This window comes from Glaciihabitans tibetensis (genome assembly GCF_003003265.1).
Classification (GTDB): Bacteria; Actinomycetota; Actinomycetes; order Actinomycetales; family Microbacteriaceae; genus Glaciihabitans; species Glaciihabitans tibetensis.
Genome location: NZ_PVTL01000006.1, coordinates 248,147 through 265,739, shown reverse-complemented (window position 1 = coordinate 265,739; position 17,593 = coordinate 248,147). Strand labels below are relative to the sequence as shown.

General features: G+C 67.5%; 14 protein-coding genes and 1 riboswitch. Of the genes, 8 read left to right on the top strand and 6 right to left on the bottom strand.

Translation table 11 applies throughout. The annotated features are described in order from the left end of the window. Positions 1–261 precede the first annotated feature (261 nt). Both glyA and B0I08_RS12715 read right to left on the bottom strand, forming a co-directional pair. Positions 262–1,548, bottom strand: coding sequence for a serine hydroxymethyltransferase (gene glyA / locus B0I08_RS12720; RefSeq protein ID WP_106213395.1), 1,287 nt, complete (start codon positions 1,546–1,548; stop codon positions 262–264). A gap of 58 nt (positions 1,549–1,606) precedes the next feature. Then, positions 1,607–1,690: riboswitch (ZMP/ZTP riboswitch) on the bottom strand. Between the two features lie 134 nt (positions 1,691–1,824). After that, positions 1,825–3,093, bottom strand: a complete 1,269-nt coding sequence (locus B0I08_RS12715; protein ID WP_106213393.1) for an MFS transporter — start codon at positions 3,091–3,093, stop codon at positions 1,825–1,827. A gap of 107 nt (positions 3,094–3,200) precedes the next feature. On the opposite strand from B0I08_RS12715, the gene purU reads away from it, so the two are divergent. The 6 genes from purU to B0I08_RS12685 all read left to right on the top strand — a co-directional run bounded on the left by purU (position 3,201) and on the right by B0I08_RS12685 (position 9,397). Beyond that, positions 3,201–4,058 carry a formyltetrahydrofolate deformylase gene (gene purU, locus B0I08_RS12710; protein WP_106213391.1) on the top strand — a complete coding sequence of 286 codons (858 nt, stop codon included), beginning with the start codon at positions 3,201–3,203 and terminating at the stop codon, positions 4,056–4,058. Between the two features lie 91 nt (positions 4,059–4,149). Then, the gene (nagA, locus tag B0I08_RS12705; RefSeq protein WP_106213389.1) at positions 4,150–5,292 is read left to right on the top strand and encodes an N-acetylglucosamine-6-phosphate deacetylase; all 1,143 of its coding nucleotides are present in this window, start codon (positions 4,150–4,152) and stop codon (positions 5,290–5,292) included. Between the two features lie 162 nt (positions 5,293–5,454). Next, positions 5,455–6,093 (top strand): flavodoxin family protein, encoded by a 639-nt coding sequence (locus tag B0I08_RS12700; RefSeq protein WP_106213387.1) that lies wholly within the window; start codon positions 5,455–5,457, stop codon positions 6,091–6,093. Positions 6,094–6,220: 127 nt separating this feature from the next. Beyond that, entirely contained in the window at positions 6,221–6,751 is a 531-nt protein-coding gene (locus B0I08_RS12695; RefSeq protein ID WP_106213385.1) for an FMN-binding protein, read from the top strand. A gap of 13 nt (positions 6,752–6,764) precedes the next feature. Next, positions 6,765–7,751: an FAD:protein FMN transferase gene (locus B0I08_RS12690; RefSeq protein WP_106213383.1), complete on the top strand. Its 987-nt coding sequence runs from the start codon at positions 6,765–6,767 to the stop codon at positions 7,749–7,751. Continuing rightward, a complete protein-coding gene (locus B0I08_RS12685; RefSeq protein WP_245884788.1) occupies positions 7,748–9,397 on the top strand; it encodes a ferredoxin--NADP reductase in 1,650 nt (549 codons plus the stop codon). Before B0I08_RS12690 ends, B0I08_RS12685 begins: the two co-directional genes overlap by 4 nt. Positions 9,398–9,778: 381 nt before the next feature. On the opposite strand, the gene B0I08_RS12680 is transcribed toward B0I08_RS12685, so the two are convergent. From B0I08_RS12680 to nirD, 3 genes are all read right to left on the bottom strand, one after another. Next, positions 9,779–10,822 (bottom strand): NAD(P)-dependent alcohol dehydrogenase, encoded by a 1,044-nt coding sequence (locus tag B0I08_RS12680; RefSeq protein WP_106213381.1) that lies wholly within the window; start codon positions 10,820–10,822, stop codon positions 9,779–9,781. A gap of 126 nt (positions 10,823–10,948) precedes the next feature. Beyond that, positions 10,949–11,686 carry a sirohydrochlorin chelatase gene (locus B0I08_RS12675; protein WP_106213379.1) on the bottom strand — a complete coding sequence of 246 codons (738 nt, stop codon included), beginning with the start codon at positions 11,684–11,686 and terminating at the stop codon, positions 10,949–10,951. After that, positions 11,683–12,084, bottom strand: coding sequence for a nitrite reductase small subunit NirD (gene nirD / locus B0I08_RS12670; protein WP_106213377.1), 402 nt, complete (start codon positions 12,082–12,084; stop codon positions 11,683–11,685). The genes B0I08_RS12675 and nirD overlap by 4 nt, the downstream gene beginning before the upstream one ends. 198 nt (positions 12,085–12,282) lie before the next feature. On the opposite strand from nirD, the gene nirB reads away from it, so the two are divergent. Further along, entirely contained in the window at positions 12,283–14,955 is a 2,673-nt protein-coding gene (gene nirB / locus B0I08_RS12665) for a nitrite reductase large subunit NirB (RefSeq protein ID WP_106213375.1), read from the top strand. Between the two features lies 1 nt (position 14,956). Further along, entirely contained in the window at positions 14,957–16,126 is a 1,170-nt protein-coding gene (cobA, locus tag B0I08_RS12660; protein ID WP_342748179.1) for a uroporphyrinogen-III C-methyltransferase, read from the top strand. Between the two features lie 26 nt (positions 16,127–16,152). On the opposite strand, the gene B0I08_RS12655 is transcribed toward cobA, so the two are convergent. Continuing rightward, on the bottom strand, positions 16,153–17,583 hold the full coding sequence (locus B0I08_RS12655) for a dihydrolipoyl dehydrogenase family protein (RefSeq protein WP_106213373.1): 1,431 nt from the start codon (positions 17,581–17,583) through the stop codon (positions 16,153–16,155). Positions 17,584–17,593 lie beyond the last annotated feature (10 nt).

The window sequence follows — 17,593 nt, the reverse complement described above, 5'->3', positions numbered from 1 at the left end:
TGTTTCTACCGCATCGAGTAAGTATCTACCGCGGTGGGCCGCCCGCGCCTCGGGAAGCGACTGGTTTCTACCGCGGCCAGCAGCGCAGCATCCGGAAGCGATTGGTTTCTGCCGCGGCGGGGGTACATCTGCCGCGGCGAGCTCGCGGCACCGGATACCTGCTCGCGGCGGTGGAAATGTCCCCCTCCGCGACACGTTTTCCGGTGCCGCGAGGGTTGGGCGAGGGGTGGAGCCAGGTTTCTGCGGCGGCAGCAGTCCGCGCTACGACCAGGTGCCGGGGCTGACGAGTCCCGGGTACAGCGGGAATCCGTCAGTGAGGGTGAGCACGCGTGCTCGCAGCGCCGCAACATCCGGAGCCGGCTTCAGCGCGGTCGCGATGATGTCGGCGACCTCGGTGAACTCTTCGTCGCCGAAGCCGCGGGTCGCCAGCGCCGGGGTACCGATGCGCACGCCCGACGGGGTGAGCGGCGGGCGCGGGTCGAACGGCACCGAGTTACGGTTCACGGTGATGCCCGCCTCGTGCAGGATGTCCTCCGCGTCCTTACCGTGGATCGCAGAGTTACGCAGGTCGACAAGCACCAGGTGCACATCGGTGCCTCCGGTGAGAACGTCGATGCCCGCGGAGACGGCGTCCGGAGCGGTGAGGCGCTCGGCGAGAATCTGGGCTCCGCGGATGGTGCGCTCCTGGCGGTCCTTGAACTCGGGCTCACCCGCGAGCTTGAACGCGGTGGCCTTGGCCGCGATGACGTGCATGAGCGGTCCGCCCTGCTGGCCGGGGAATACGTTCGAGTTGATCTTCTTCTGCAGCTCGAGGTCGTTGGTCAGGATGAATCCCGAGCGCGGTCCGCCGATGGTCTTGTGCACGGTGCTGGATGTCACGTCCGCGAACGGCACCGGGTTCGGGTGCAGTCCCGCGGCGACCAGACCGGCGAAGTGGGCCATGTCCACCCAGAGCTTGGCGCCTACCTCGTCGGCGATGGCGCGGAAGGCCTCGAAGTCGAGCTGGCGGGAGTACGCGGACCACCCGGCGATGAGCACCTGCGGGCGCACCTCGAGGGCCTTGGCGCGCACGGCGTCCATGTCGATGCGGAACGTCGTCGGGTCAACACCGTAGGCGTGCGCCTCGTAGAGCTTGCCGGAGAAGTTGAGCTTCATGCCGTGGGTGAGGTGGCCACCGTGGGCGAGCTCCAGGCCGAGGATCTTGTCGCCGGGCTGCGCAATTGCAGCGAGGACGGCGGCGTTGGCGGATGCCCCGGAGTGAGGTTGCACGTTGGCGTAAGCCGCCCCGAACAGAGCTTTCGCCCGGCTGAGCGCGAGAGTCTCGGCGACGTCGACGAACTCGCAGCCGCCGTAGTAGCGACGGCCGGGGTAGCCCTCGGCGTACTTGTTGGTGAGCACGGAACCCTGGGCCTCGAGCACGGCGCGGGGAACGAAGTTCTCGCTTGCGATCATCTCGAGGGTGCCGCGCTGGCGGCCGAGTTCGCTGTCGAGGATGGCGGCGATCTCCGGGTCAACCTCGGAGAGGGGGGATGTGAAGGACGAAGACATGGCGCTCCCTATGACAATCTCTGGACTCATTTGCGCCGCGGTCACGGCGTACTGCTATCCGATCGGCCCAGGCGTACGGCCAATTCGAGTGTCAGTCGCTCCCCGATGGTTGCCCATCTCAACGCCAGTTGCGACCGTTGCAGACTACCAGCCGAACGCGGGTTTGTGGGTCGCGAGCGTGCAGCATCAACCGGCGCGCTGGTCGCGACCGTGCAGCATCAACCGATGTGCTGGTCGCGAGGGACCTGGCCCGCTGTAGCCGCAGAACCGACTCCGCTACGGCGAACCGATCGTCGAGATCGACCCGGTCGACAGCGACACGTCACGCGGCAGAGACCTGCGCCGCACGATCACGTTGGAGACGAGAAGCACGACGATTCCGATGAGGAGCAGCGCGACATCCACATAGGGAAGAATTTCGAGGCCGTACCTGTCGAGCAGGCCGCCGCCGATCAGGGCACCCGCGCCGATCGCAGCGTTGAACGCGGTCGTGTACCAGGCCGAAGCGGCGTCACGAATGCGGGGCGACGCGGTGTGCAGCAGCCGGGTCTGCATCATCGCCGGGGCTCCACCGAACGCGATCGCCCAGATCACGATTGCCACGAGCACGATCGCGGTGTTGCTGTGCCACACGGCGATGACCAGCACGCAGGCGGCGACCACGGTGAACGCGACCGCGAGGCCTGCCCGCGGGTACTTGTCGCTCACGAAACCGGAGATCACGAGACCGATCGCGCCCGCGCCTCCAAACAAGAACAGGAGCGGGGCGATGGATGTCTCGTCGAAACCGGCCACGCCCGTCAAGTACGGCGAGATGTAGGTATAGAAGACGTAGTGAGCGTTCATGGTGATGAGCACGATCACGCAGAGCAGCACCACTCCGACCACCGAACGGTCCTTGCGCATCGGCACGGCGATCTCGCCCGTCTTCAGCTCGACCCGGTGGCTGATTGCGGGCAAAAACTTCAGCACCAGCACCAGGATCACCGCGATGACGGCGGCGATGACCGCGAAGGTGAGGCGCCAGCCGAGGGCCTGCCCCAGCGCGGTGCCGAGCGGCACGCCGAGCACAAACGCGGCGCTGCCACCACCGCTGGTGATCGCCACGGCGCGTCCGAGGTGATGCTTGGGAACGAGGTACCCCGTGTAGGCGCCCACGATCGACCAGAACAGGCCGTGGGCGACGCCGCCGATGACGCGCGCGATGACCAGCACCGTGTAGGTGGGCGCGAGAGCGGCGAGCAGGTTGCCTATGGCGAAGACCACGAGCACCGCGATCACAAGCTTCTTGCGCGGAACGTTGCGGGTGAGCGCCGTCAGCGGCGCCGCGGAGACAACGACCGACCCGGCGAAGATCGTGACCAGCAGCCCGACCTGCGACTCCGACACATCGAAGGTTTCGGCGAGATCCGGGAGCAGTCCGACGGGCACAAACTCGCTGGTGACGGCGACGAAGATCGCGGACGCGAGGATCAGCAGTGGGGCCCAGGGGAAGGCGTATTCAGACGTGGATGCAGGAGCTGTCTTTGAGGTGGGGGCGCCCATAACGAGGCATTCCGTTCCAGATTGCTGTGGTGCGTTCGCCGCCCGCGGGACGCGGCGGTCAGCTGCGGCGTCACATCCAGCGTACCCCGGGGCAATACTCTTGTGTCGTGACTGAGCTTTCGACCCACTGGATCCTGACCCTCGTCTGCGAAGACCGCCCGGGCATCGTGCATGCCATCAGCGGTGCGATTGTGGGGGCCAACGGCAACATCACCGAGTCGCAACAGTTCTCGAGCGATGACACCGGAACCTTCTTTATGCGCCTGCAGGTCGAGGCCGCGATCTCCCAGGAGGAGTTCAGCGCCGCCCTCGAGCCGATCACGCAGCGCTACGAGATGACCTGGCGGCTGGACGTGGTGGGTCGCCCGCTGCGCACGCTCGTGCTGGTGTCGAAGGCCGGCCACTGCCTCAACGACATGCTCTTCCGCCAGCGTGCGGGGCAGCTGTCCGTCGAGATCCCGCTTGTGCTCGCCAACCATCCCGATCTGGCTGGGCTTGCCGAGTTCTACGGGGTTCCGTTTGAGTCGCGCCCCGTGACATCCGCAGAAGAAAAAGCGGCATTCGAGGCCCGCGTGCTGCAGGTCGTGGAGGAGAACGACATCGAGCTGGTGGTTCTCGCCCGCTACATGCAGATCCTGTCGCCGGAGTTCTGTGCGGCGCTCAGCGGTCGGATCATCAACATCCACCACTCCTTCCTCCCCGGCTTCAAGGGAGCAAGCCCGTACAAGCAGGCCCACGCCCGCGGCGTGAAGCTGATCGGCGCGACGGCGCACTTCGTCACGAGCGACCTCGACGAGGGTCCGATCATCGAGCAGAATGTGGTGCGGGTCGACCACTCGCGCACCCCGGCGGAGCTCGTGGCCATCGGGCAGGACGAGGAGTCCCGCACGCTCACCCAGGCCGTGAAGTGGTTTGCCGAAGACCGGGTGCTTCTCGACCGCGCACGCACCATCATCTTTAAGTAGGGCTCGCGCTCAGTAGGGCTCGCGCTGAGTAGGGCTCGCAGCAGAGCACCGAGCACCCCGTTCACCTCGCAACGAAGCAGGAGACCAGGCCATGACTACTCTTTTCTCCCGTGCCCGCAAGCTCGATGCGCACGGGCAGGTCGACGACTTCTGGATGCTCGTGGAGGGCAACTCGATCATCTCGGTCGGGTCGGGCCCGCAGCATCCGCCCGCTGATTTTCAGGTGGATGTCGCGGGGCGGCGACTGGTCCCGGGATTCCTCGACCTGCACGGCCACGGCGGTGGCGGCTTCGCCTTCGACGATGGCGGCGAGCATCTCGTGCGGGCGCTCGCCACCCACCGGGCGCACGGCACAACCCGCAGCGTCGTCAGCCTGGTCGCGAACCCCCCTGCGGAGCTGCGCGCCAGCCTCGCGGCGATCGCGGATCTCGCGCGGTCGGATCCGCTCGTGCTCGGCGCCCACCTCGAGGGCCCGTTTATGGCGGTCGGTCGCCGCGGCGCGCACAACGCCCAGTTTTTGCTCGAGCCCGACCCCGCCCTGCTCGAGGAACTGCTGAACTCCGCGCGCGGCACCCTGCGCCAGATCACCATCGCGCCGGAGCTGGTGGGCGCGATGGAGTCGATCGACGTCCTCGTCGAGGCCGGCGTTGTGGTGGCGATCGGACACAGCTACGCCGACTTCGCGATCGCGCAGGAGGCGTTCGACCGCGGCGCCCGCCTGCTCACCCACGCGTTCAACGCGATGTCGGGCATCCACCACCGCGCTCCCGGTCCGGTCGTCGCCGCGTTCGAGGACGCCCGGGTCAGCCTCGAGCTGATCCTCGACGGAGAGCACGTGCACCCCGATGTTGCCGCGCTCACCTTTCGCTCCGCGCCCGGCCGGGTCGCGTTGGTCACCGACGCGATGGCCGCCGCGGGCTCGACCGATGGCGACTACCGGCTGGGCTCGCTCAACGTTGCCGTCCGCGACGGCACCGCGCTGCTCCGCGGCACCACCACCATCGCCGGGTCCACCCTCACCCAGGACCGCGCCCTCCGCGTGGCGATCACGCGGGCACACATCCCGGCCGTCGATGCTGTCGCCGCGCTCACCCTGACGCCGGCGAAGGTGCTGGGAATTGAACACCGCCACGGGCTCCTCGCCCCCGGTTTCGTCGCCGACGCGGTGCTGCTGAACTCGGCGTGGGAAGTGGACGAGGTCTGGGCCGACGGCCGCCGCATCGCGCAGCGGTAGCACCGGGGTGTCTCGCCCTCGGTTCGCGCGCAACGCTAGTGCCGGGGGGCTCGCACTCGGTTGCCGCGCAGCGCTGGTGCCGGGGTTACTCGCCCTCGGTTCGCGCGCGGCGCCAGTGCGCAGGCCAGCAGGATTCTCAGGAACCGGCGACAGAATGCCGCCATGGAAAACTCTTCAGTTACCTCGTCCGGCACCACCCCGCTGAGCGCGCTCGCACTCGTCTGTTCCCTCAAGCCCTCCCCCGCGCCGTCGAGCAGTGAGCTGATGGCATCCCAGATCCTCGCGGAGCTCGCCGGCCATGGCGTCACCGGTTCGAGCGTGCGCGTTGTCGACTACAACGTTGCGCCGGGCGTTGAGACCGACATGGGCAACGGCGACCAGTGGCCGACGCTGCGCGACCAAGTGCTCGCCGCCGACATCCTCGTGGTCTGCACCCCGACCTGGATGGGCCAGGCCTCCAGCGTTGCCCACCGGGTTCTCGAGCGGCTTGACGCCGAATTGTCCGAGATGGATGCCGCGGGCCGCCCTGACCTGTACGACAAAGTCGCCGTTGTCGGAGTGGTCGGCAACGAAGACGGCGCGCACCACATCACCGCCGTGCTGTACCAGTCGCTCAACGACGTGGGGTTCACGATCCCGTCGCAGGGGGGAACCTACTGGAACGGCGAAGCGATGCAGGGAACGGACTACAACGACCTCGACGAGACACCCGAGGCCGTGGCATCCGCTACAAAATCACTCGCGTCCAACGCCGCACACCTCGCCAGACTCCTGAAGGGCTCGGCGTATCCCGCATCGTAGTGCACGGCCGGTCGTAGGGCCAGCAGGACGGAAAGGCAGCGGACTCTAGGCATTTCCATAGCAAAGGGGTGTTTCCTTATTTCTTGTACCGACAACTAAAATCGGCAACAACAAACAGAGGATTTCCATGCCAATCTCCCTTCGCACGCGTTATACCTTTGGTGCCCTCGCTGGCCTCTCGCTCATCGGGAGCCTCGCGGGCTGCGCCGCCGACGACAGCACCGCCTCCACCGACACCGGCTCCGGCGCGGATGACTCGAGTTCCTCGAGCGCGCCCGCGGAGAGCTCGACCGGCTCCGACACCTCGACAGACGCCGGCACCGACTCAGGTTCCGACGATGGCACCGATACCGAGGCCGGCAGCTACGCCGACGGCACATACAGCGCCGAGGGCGAGTACACCTCCCCCGGCGGATCGGAGAGCATCTCCGTTGAGCTCACGCTCGAGGGAGACACCGTCACCGCGGTCACCGTCACGCCGAACGCCACCAGCGGCAACTCGGTGCGCTACCAGTCCGACTTCGCCGAGGGCATCGCCGATGTGGTGGTCGGCGAGAACATCGACGACCTCGATGTCGACCGTGTGGCTGGGTCCTCACTGACCAGCGGCGGCTTCAACGAAGCCGTCGAGACCATCAAAGCCGAAGCCGCCGCCTAAAGCGTCGGCACCCATGCGCACCAGCACCCCGCACGCGCAGCACCGGTTCGACGCCATCGGCGCGCCCTGGCGCATTGACACGCCGGAACCGCTCCCGCCTGAGGTCGTCGCGGCGATCGCGGAGCGAATCGAGAGCTTCGATCGCACCTACTCCCGCTTCCGCACGGACTCGCTTGTCAGCCGCATCAACCGCGAGCCCGGTGTCTGGGAGTTCCCGCCCGACGCTCCCCCGCTGTTCGCCCTGTATCGGAGCCTCTACGAGGCCACGGGCGGCGCGGTCAGTCCACTGGTCGGCGCGCGACTGGAGAATCTCGGCTACGACCGCAGCTACTCGCTCACGCCGAATCCCGAGTCGGTGCGTGTTCCCTCCTGGGACAACGCGGTGGCGTGGGACGGCGAGCGACTCACCACCGTGCGTCCGGTGCTGCTGGATGTCGGGGCCGCCGGCAAGGGGTATCTGGTCGACCTGGTGGCCGCCATCCTCACCGAGGCAGGCGTGGACGAATATGTGGTCGACGCGAGCGGCGACCTGGTGCACCGCGGCAGCTCGCCGCTGCGCGTCGCGCTCGAGCATCCGCGTGACCCGACAAAAGCGATCGGTGTGTACACCCTGAGCAACGCCGCGCTCTGCGCCTCGGCGTCCAACCGCCGGGCGTGGGGCTCGGGCCTGCACCACGTGCTCGACGCGCTGACCGGCGAGCCGACCACCCGGGTGATCGCTACCTGGGCGGTCGTGCCCGCGGCCGGTGGGCCGGGCCCCGCGGCATCCGCCACCCTGCCCACAACCACCCTGCCTACAACCACCCAGCCCACAATGCACGCCGGCACCCTGCCCACTCAACACCGCAGCGCCCTGCACACGATGCACGCCGATGGGCTGGCGACCGGGCTGTTTTTCCGTGGTGCCGCCGCGTTCGACTTTGACTTTCAGTACGTCCGGATGCTCGCCGATGGTTCGGTGGAGTATTCGCGCGACATCCAAGGGGAGATGTTTACATGACCAACGCTTCTGCAGCCAGCGCTGCTCCGAGCTCCGTGCCACCGGCCGCCCGGGACACTTCCGTGCCGCTCAGGCTGAAGATGACACTCGACCGGGTGACCGGCAGGGTGACGATGTACCGGCTCGTGGTGATCAGCCTGATCGTCCTCGCCGCGATCGCCATCGTGCTGTCGCTGGCCGGGCTCATCTTCTACACTCCGGCGGAGATCGCTCTCAGCGGGGTCGTCGCGGTGGGCGCCACCTCCCTGACGAGCATTCTGTTTGCGGCGGTGTTCCGCACGAGGGCCCACGTCGAGTCGTCGCTCATCACGGGCCTGCTGCTGCTGTTCCTTTTTCGTCCGACAACGGATGTCGCGGAGCTGGCCACCATCGCGCTGGCCGCACTCATCGCGTCGGCGTCGAAGTACCTGCTCGCCATCCGCCGCCGGCACATCTTCAACCCCGCAGCCATCGGGGCCTTGATAGTCGGACTGCTCCAGCTGAACTTCGCCGCCTGGTGGATCGCGACGCCGTGGATGCTGCCGTTCACCGCAATCGCCACCCTGCTGATCCTGTACCGCACCCACCGGCTGACCATGGGGCTCGGGTTCATCGCCCTTGCCGCGGTGCTCATTACCGTGACGCTCGGCTCGATCGGCACCGCATTCACGTCGTACCCGATCGTGTTCCTCGCCGGATTTATGCTCAGCGAACCGCTGACGCTGCCCCCGCGTCGCTGGCAGCAGCTCGTGCTCGCCGCCATCGTCGCGGTTCTCCTGGCGGTGCCGTTCTCGGTCGGTCCGTTGTACAACTCCCCCGAGCTTGCCCTCGTGGTGGGCAACCTGTTCGCGTTCGCGGTGGGTCAGCGGCGCGGCATCCGTCTCACCTTCCGTGGGCGCACCCAGCTCACCCCCACCAGCTGGGAGTTCGAGTTCGAGCCGCACCGCAGGCTGTCGTTTCTGCCCGGTCAGTACATGGAACTGACGCTGCCGCACAAGAACCGCGACCCACGCGGGCTGCGCCGGGTGTTCAGCATCGCGTCGGCCCCAGGGGTCGGGAGCGGGTCGGCTGCGGGTACGGCAACTGGTGGGGTTGCTGGTGGGGTTACTGGTGGGGCGGCTGCACCTGCCACTACGGGCGCGGCCGGAGTTGTGCGGTTCGGGCTGCGCGTACCCGAGGTGTCGAGCTCGTTCAAACGCGCGCTGCTGGAGCTGAATCCGGGTGAAACTGTGGCGGCGACATCCATCGGGGGCGACTTCGTTCTGCCCCGCGACCAGGCGCGACCGCTCCTGCTCGTCGCGGGCGGCATCGGGATCACACCGTTCATCAGCCAGCTCGAGCACCTCGAGGTCACCGGACAAAAGCGTGATGTCGTGCTCGTGTATTCGAGCAGCAGCGCCGACGAGATCGCCTACGCGGAGCACCTCGAACGCGGAGAGCACCGGGTGCTGCTGGTGTCGCCGACCGCGCCGACCGAGCTGCCCGCGAGCTGGACCTGGATCGGAGCGGGACCTCTCACCGGGCCGATGCTCCTGGACGCCGTGCCGGACGCGACCGCACGGGACACCTTCGTCTCCGGCCCGCCGCAGCTGGTCACCGCGCTGCGCCAGGCACTACGCCGAGCGGGTGTGCGGCGGGTGAAGTCGGACTACTTCTCCGGGTACTGATACTTCGCCGGTACCGATACGTCTCCGAATCGACCCGGAGCGGTAGAAACCTACTCGATGCGGTAGTTGTTTCTACCGCGGCGAGTATCTTTCTACCGCGGGCAACCCGCCCACAGTCGTGGAACTACCGCGGCGAGTGGTTTTCTACCGCCGCGAGCGCTTTCCCACCGCCGCGGCCCCGTCCCACCGGCATCCACCGCCCTCACGGCCCCCTTTAACCGCTGGCGGCACCGGATATGTCCGGTGCCGCCAGGCGATTTCGGGGGCCGCGAGCTACGCGGAGCCGAAGCTGAACCGCGCAGGGGCTCCCCGAGCGGTCACACAGCTACGCAGTCCTGCGGTTACGCAGTTACGCAGTTGCGCAGTTACGCAGTTACGCAGTTACGCCATCGTGGCGACGTCGATGACGAAGCGGTAGCGCACGTCCGAGGCGAGCACGCGCTCGTAGGCCTCGTTGATGTAGTCAGCCGCGACGAGCTCGGTCTCCGGCGCAATGCCGTGCTCCGCGCAGAAGTCCAGCATTTCCTGGGTCTCGCCGATGCTGCCGATTCCGGACGCAGCGAAGGAGCGACGGTTGGCCATCAGCCCGAACACCGAGACCGGGAGGGGCTGGGCGGGAGCGCCGACGTTGACCATCGTGCCGTCGAGCCGGAGCAGCGACAGGTACGACTGGAGGTCGACGGGAGCACTGACCGTGTTGATCATGAGGTCGAAGCTGTTGCCGAGTGCCTCGAACGTGGCCGGGTCGCTCGTGGCGTAGTAGTGGTCCGCGCCGAGACGCAGTCCGTCCTCCTGCTTGCTGAGCGACTGCGACAGCACGGTGACGTCAGCGCCCATGGCGTGCGCGATCTTCACGGCCATGTGACCAAGGCCGCCCATGCCGACCACCGCGACCTTCTTGCCGGGTCCGGCGTTCCAGTGCGCGAGCGGCGAGTACGTGGTGATGCCGGCGCAGAGCAGGGGCGCGGCCTTCTCGAACGGGATCGACTCGGGCACCTTCAGCACGAAGTCTTCGACCACAACAACGTGGGTCGAGTAGCCGCCCTGGGTGATGGTGCCGTCGAGGTCGACCGACGCGTAGGTGCCGGTGTTGCCCTTGAGGCAGTAGTTCTGCATTCCGGCGAGGCAGTTCTCACACTCGCGGCAGGAGTTGACCATACAGCCGACGCCCACGCGGTCGCCGACGTTGTGCAGGGTGACGTCGGATCCGACCTCGGTGACGAAGCCGACGATCTCGTGGCCGACGACCTGCGGGTACTGGATGTCTCCCCACTCGCCGCGAACGGTGTGGATGTCGGAGTGGCAGATGCCGGAGTACTTGATCTCGATCAGTACGTCTTTCGCGCCGACTTCGCGACGTTCGATGGTGGTCTTGACGAGAGGCTCTGTGGCGGATGTGGCTGCGTATGCGGTGACGGTAGGCATGAGGTGAATTTAATCACGCTCCGATGGACGAACGCCGCGAAACGATCAGTTATCTCCCAGAATCGCGTGCGGGCGGGCGAGCCCGCCACGACGTGCGGGAGAGCGAGCCCGCCACGAGCGGGCGAGCTACGCAGGAGCGTCGACCAGCATTCCGCGATACAGGTCAACCACAACGTCGACGAGGGCAGCCGGAGGTTCCGCCCCCTCGACGAGGATCGTGCCGCTCACAACGTCCGCACCCGCCTCGCGAGACTGCTCAGCGAAGGTGCCGGGGGCGAGCAGGTAGCTGGCCACGACGACCCGCGCTCCAGGAGACTCCGCGCGCACGGTGGCGACGGCGGCCGCCAATCCTGGTTCGGCGGCGGCGATGAAACCCACGGTGACCTCGCGTCCCAGCACCTCCGCGAGCTGCCGACCGGCGGTGAGACAGTCATCAACCGCGTTGGCATCGCTCGATCCGGCCGCTGCGAGAACCACCCGGTCGTCGTGCCGCAGTCCGCTCGCGGCCAGCCGCTCGGCAAGAATATGGGCCAGGCGGATGTCGGGGCCAAGAGCCCCGGCCACGAGTACGTTGCGCGGGGCTGCACCGGCTGCCGCGTTCGCGAGGTCAAAGGCCACGTGGTAGCCGGCGGACATCAGAAGCGGAACGATAACAACCGACGCGCCGGGATCGACGGCCGCGAGGCAAGCGGGAACGTCCGGTTGCTGCACATCGATGAACCCGCTCGCCACCAGGGCGGCTGGATCCGCTGAGACAATCCGTTCGGTCACCGCGTCGACGAGGGCAGCGACCGCTGCGCTCGCGGTCTCATTGCGGGTTCCGTGAGACGCGAGCAGGAGCACCGGGGCTCCGGCAGAATTCACAGCGCAGATTCGGCTGACGAATCAGACGACGACAGTCTGACCTGCACAATGCCCGCCTCGACGCGAGTCTCGAACGTACGCAAAGTGACGGCGGAGTCGCCAAAGCACTCCCCCGTGGCGAGGTCGTAGACCTGCTTGTGGAGGGGAGAAGCCAGGGTGGGGCGGTCGCCGCGTGAACCAACGATTCCCCGACTCATCACGAACGACCCGGTCACCGGGTCCTGGTTCGATACCGCGTGCACGGAATCGTCCGACATTCGCACCAGCGCGATCTGTTCGCCATCAATCAGCGCGGCCTCGGCGAAGAGCGGCTCCAGCTGGGTGAGCTCGCACACGCTAGCCCATCCGGTGGCGGAGTCGACACGGCTCGTGGCCGTGGTGGTCTCGGTGTTCAACATGCTTTCCCCGATCGTTGGGCAATGCCCGCGTGGCAGGCGGCGAACGTACCACTTTTAGGGGCCACGCGAGAACGGGACTAAGGACTCTCATTCTGACGGCGCTGCCGTGCGGTACTGGGTTAACACCATAGGACGGCTCGGCGCAGGAACTCGCGATCGGGAAACACCCCGACCTGAACCACCCCGAGAGGTGCCGCAATGACGTTCGACCAGACGACCCCGGAAGCCACCACCACCGACGACGGCGCTTCCGCACCGGCACGCCGGGTAATCGTCATCGGCGGCGGACCCGCGGCGCATCGATTCGCGGAGGCGATGAATGACCGCAATCTCGCAGCGGACCGTTCCACCCCGGCGATCGACGTCACCGTCATCGGCGAAGAAATTCACCTTCCCTACGACCGCGTGTCGCTATCGCACCGCCTCACCGAGCCGGAAGACCTGACGCTCGGAGACGGCACCCTTTGGGAGTCCCCAAGCATTCACTACCGCGGCGGCAGCCGCGTCACCGCCGTGGACACCGCGGCCCGCACAGTGACGCTCGGCAGCGGCGAACTACTCGGATACACCGAACTGGTGTTTGCCACCGGCTCGTCTGCTTTTGTGCCCCCGATGGCCAACAGTGACAAGGGCGTCGTCTACCGCACGATCGAGGACGTCGACTTTCTCGTCAGCGAGACGGCCCGCCTCAAAGAAAAGTTCGGCCGGCCCGCGAACGTCACCGTTATAGGTGGAGGACTGCTCGGCCTCGAAGCCGCCGGCGGGGTGCAGCGTCTCGGCGCAAACACCACCATCGTTGACGGCGCCACCTGGCTTATGCCCACCCAGCTCGACCAGGGGGCCGGCATGGCGCTCGGCCGCCTCATCGACTCCCAGGGCATCGCGCTCGAACTGGGCCACCGCCCCAGTGAAATCCTGGTCGCGGAGTCCGGGCAGGTGCTCGGCCTCACCCTCGATGACGGCCGCCAGCTGCACGCCGACCTGCTCGTCTGGTCGATCGGTATTCGCCCGCGAGACGAGCTCGCTCGCGCCGCCGGCATCGAGATCGGCGAGCGCGGCGGCATCGTGATCGGCGACGACTGCGCCAGTTCCGTTCCCGGCGTCTGGGCGATCGGCGAGGTTGCCAGCGTTGACGGCCGGTGCATCGGCCTGGTCGCTCCCGCAAACGCGATGGCTGAAGTTGTTGCCGACCGCATCAACGGCGGCGAGGCGGTCTTCCCCGGAATAGACGACGCCACCAAGCTCAAGCTGTCGGGTGTCGAGGTAGCGAGCTTCGGTGATGCATTCGGCACCGGCGACCGCGCCCTCGAGGTTGTCTACGCCGACCCGGCCCGCGGGCTGTACCAAAAAATCGTGGTGTCGAGCGATGCGAAAACCCTGCTCGGCGGAATCTTCGTCGGCGACGCGTCGCCGTACCTGTCGCTGCGCCCCATGCTCGGGCGAGAGCTGCCTGCGGAACCCGGCGCCTACCTGTCGGCCTCTGGGGCAGAGCTGCCCTCGAGCTCCGACATGCCCGACGACGCCCAGCTCTGCTCGTGCAATGACGTGTCGTTCGGCACCGTTCGCGCTGCAATCCACGGCGACCACGGTGACCCCGTCACCGAGCTCGGCGCACTGAAGGCCTGCACCCGTGCGGGCACCCAGTGTGGATCGTGTGTGCCGTTGCTGAAGAAGGTGCTCGAGACCGAGCTGAAGGCCGCGGGAATCGCGGTGTCACACGCACTCTGCGAGCACATCACGCTGAGCCGCAGCGAGCTGTTTGAGTCCGTGCGCATCCTGGGACTCACCTCCTTCGAGCAGATCATGGAGCGCTTCGGTACCGGCCTCGGCTGCGATGTGTGCAAGCCCACCATCGCGTCGGTGCTCGCATCACAAACTGGCGGCTACATCCTCGATGCCGGCCGCGGCGGGCTGCAGGACACCAACGACCGCGCACTGGCGAACATGCAGAAGGACGGCAGCTACTCGGTTGTTCCCCGCATCCCCGGCGGCGAGATCACCCCCGAGAAGCTCATCGTCATTGGCGAAGTCGCCGCGCAGTTCAACCTGTACACCAAGATCACCGGCGGCCAGCGGATCGCTCTCTTCGGCGCCCGCCTCGACCAGCTGCCCGACATCTGGCGAGTACTCGTCGACGCAGGCTTCGAATCGGGCCAGGCCTACGGAAAGAGCCTGCGCACGGCGAAGTCGTGTGTCGGGTCAGCCTGGTGCCGATTCGGCGTTCAGGACTCCGTAGCAATGGCGATCGAACTCGAAAACCGTTACCGCGGGCTGCGTTCACCCCACAAGTTCAAGCTGGGTGTGTCAGGTTGTGCCCGCGAGTGCGCTGAAGCGCGCTCGAAAGACATCGGCGTCATCGCGACCGAGATCGGCTGGAACCTCTACGTCGGCGGCAACGGCGGCTTCCAGCCCGCGCACGCGGTTCTGCTCGCCAAGGACCTCGACGCAGACACCCTCATCCGGTACATCGACCGCTACCTGATGTATTACATCCGCACTGCCGACCGCCTGCAGCGCACCGCGCGCTGGCAGGAAGACCTCGAGGGTGGCATCGACCACGTGTACGACGTGGTGTGCAACGACTCGCTCGGCATCGCCGCGGAGCTCGACGCCGCGATGGCCATGCACGTCAACGTGTTCGAAGACGAGTGGGCTGCAACGCTGTCCGATCCCGAGCGCATGCGCCGGTTCCGTCCCTTTGTCAACGCGCCGACCACACCCGACCCGTCTCTCCTCCAGGTAATTGAGCGCGGACAGCCCCGACCGGCTCGCCCGGAAGAGCGCGACGGCACCAGCGAAGCCGGCCGGGTTCAGCTGGCCGGCCTGACCATCCCCATGCGTCCGGCCGAGCAGCTCGCGGACAGCGAGTAACGTGACCCCCGGACTCGATTTCGGAGGTCGCCGGGTGCTGGTGGTGGGCGACGCGCGTCCTGCGCGGCGCGTGCTTGCGCAGTACCTCGCCGTCGGAGCAGAGGTGTTCCACCTCGGCGGCCCGCTCCCCGAACGCGGGCGCGCTGGCAACGCAGAGCACGCGGGCGCCGCCGGGCGCGCTGGCAACGCCGAGCACGCTGGCCACGCGGCGCAGACCCCAATCGTTCACGTGCACACCGTGCAGCCTCCCCGCTCCCCCACAGCCTGGAGCGATCTGGTCTCGGCGGTCGAACTCGTGGTGCTCGTCGAGGCGACCGCCCAGACCGATGCCCTCATCACCGCGGCGTGTCTGCGGCATCGAACCTGGCTCACGCGGGAGCCGGCGGCCGAGACATCCGCCATGGGATCCGTCACGCTCGTCGGAGGCGGACCCGGGTCAGCCGGCCTGCTCACGGTGGCCGCGATGGACGCCCTTCGCCGCGCGGACGTCGTCTTCTATGACCGCCTCGGACCGTCTGACCTGCTCGAGAAGTGGGCACCGGGAGCCGAGCTGGTCGACGTCGGCAAGGCGCCGGGTCACCATGCGCGTCCCCAGCGTGAAATTGAGCGGATGCTGGTTGCCGCGGCCCTCCGCGGCGACACGGTTGTGCGCCTCAAGGGAGGCGACCCGTTCGTGTTCGGACGCGGCGGCGAAGAAGTGATCGCCTGCCGCGAAGCGGGCGTCGCCGTCACCGTTATTCCGGGCGTGACCAGCGCGATCGCCGTGCCGGCCGCCGCGGGAATCCCGGTCACCCATCGCGGGGTGAGCCGACTGTTCACGGTCATCTCCGGGCACACGCCGATCGGCGACCGCGACCTGACCCACCTCATCGGCCTCGGCGGAACGATCGTCGTGCTCATGGGCATCAGCACGCTCGGTCAGATGCTGGGAGGACTTTCCCGTCTGGGCATGCGCGCGGACATGCCCGTCGCGATCATCGAGCGCGGATTCGCCGACGACCAGCGCACCACAATCTGTTCCCTCGACCGCGCCGACGAGATGATGCGCACGACGGGCGTGCGGTCCCCCGCGGTTGTGGTCATCGGCGACGTGGTGACGCTGGCGGCACGCGGAGACGAGGCAGCGGACGCGCTGCTCCGCGAGGCGGCACAGTTCGCTCTATTCGAATGAGGCCGCTTTATTCGAATGAGGCTGCTTTATTCGAACGAGGCCGAGGCGGTGGATGTCGCTGCCGCCGCAGCGTCCGACTCGGCGAGCAACCCACGTGCGGCCAACCCGATGATCGCGCTGTAGGTCGGGTAGGCGAACCGCACGTTCGCCAGCGTCGCCACGTCGACTCCGGCGGCCATCGCGGTGGTCACCGACTGCACCACCTCGATCGCGTTCTCCCCCACGGCGTGCGCGCCCAGGATCAGTTCCCGGCGGCGGTCGGAGATGAGCTTGAGGAATCCGAGTTCACGATCGTCGATGACCGCGCGGTCGAGGCTTGAGTACGGCACCACCGACACCACGCAGCGCGGGTCCCGTTCGCGCGCCTGGGCTTCGGTGAGTCCCACGCCGGCGTAGTCGGGGTCGGTGAACCCCCCGGCGGGCAGCAGGTGGTGGGGAGTGCGGCGGTTTGCGCCGAGCACCGCGTTCTCCGCGGCGGCTTCCCCCTCGAACTGCGCCGCCTGCACCAGCATGTCCTTACCGGTGGAGTCTCCCACCGCGTACACGTGCGGCACGACGCTGTGGAAGTACTGGTCCACCGGAATCGACGACCGGGTGGTCGCGATGCCGGCGTTTTCCAGACCGAGGTCCTCCACGTCCGCCGGCCACCCGGTGGCCATGATCACCGCGTCGAACTGGCCCGAGACGGGGCTGCCATCGTTACTCCATGTCAGGGTGAGGACCCCGTAGTCGTCGCGCTCGATGCTCTCCACACCATCGATTCCGGTGTGCACGGCCACGCCCTGGTCGGTGAAGGCGCCAGCAACCGCCGCGGAAATCGCCTCGTCCGAGGGCATAAGCACGCGGGGGGCGAGATCGAGCAGGGTGACGGATGACCCGAAGGAGCTGAACACCGTGACAAGTTGCGCCCCGGTGTTTCCTGCTCCGATCACGGCGACCCGGCCCGGCAGTGCCGGGAGATCGAGCACGTGCTCCGGCACGGTGGCGAACTCGGCCCCGGGAATCGGGAGTCGGCGCGAGTGCCCGCCGACCGCGACGATGATCGTCTCGGCGGTAACCTGCCGCCCGCTGTCGAGCCGGAGCGTCGTGGCGTTGGCGAAGCGCGCGCGACCCTCGAGGATCAGCTCTACCCCGGCCGCGGCGAATCGCGCGGGCTCACTCTTGAGCGCGCGTACGCGATCGACGGTGGCCCGTACCCGCTGAACGGTGGACGGCCAGTCAATGCCCTGGTCAACAACCCCGATGCCGTACCCGCCGGCCGTGCGCATCTCCCGCATGATCCGCGCTGTCTTCGCGAGCACCCGGGTGGGCACGCAGCCCGTGTTGACACAGGTGCCGCCGGTGCGCGCGGCCTCCACTACGGCTACTCGGGCCCCGAGCTCGGCGGCACGGAGAGCGGCCGCGGTGCCCGCGGGGCCCGCGCCGATGACGACAACGTCAAAGTGATTGGTGTTCATGGTTAGACGA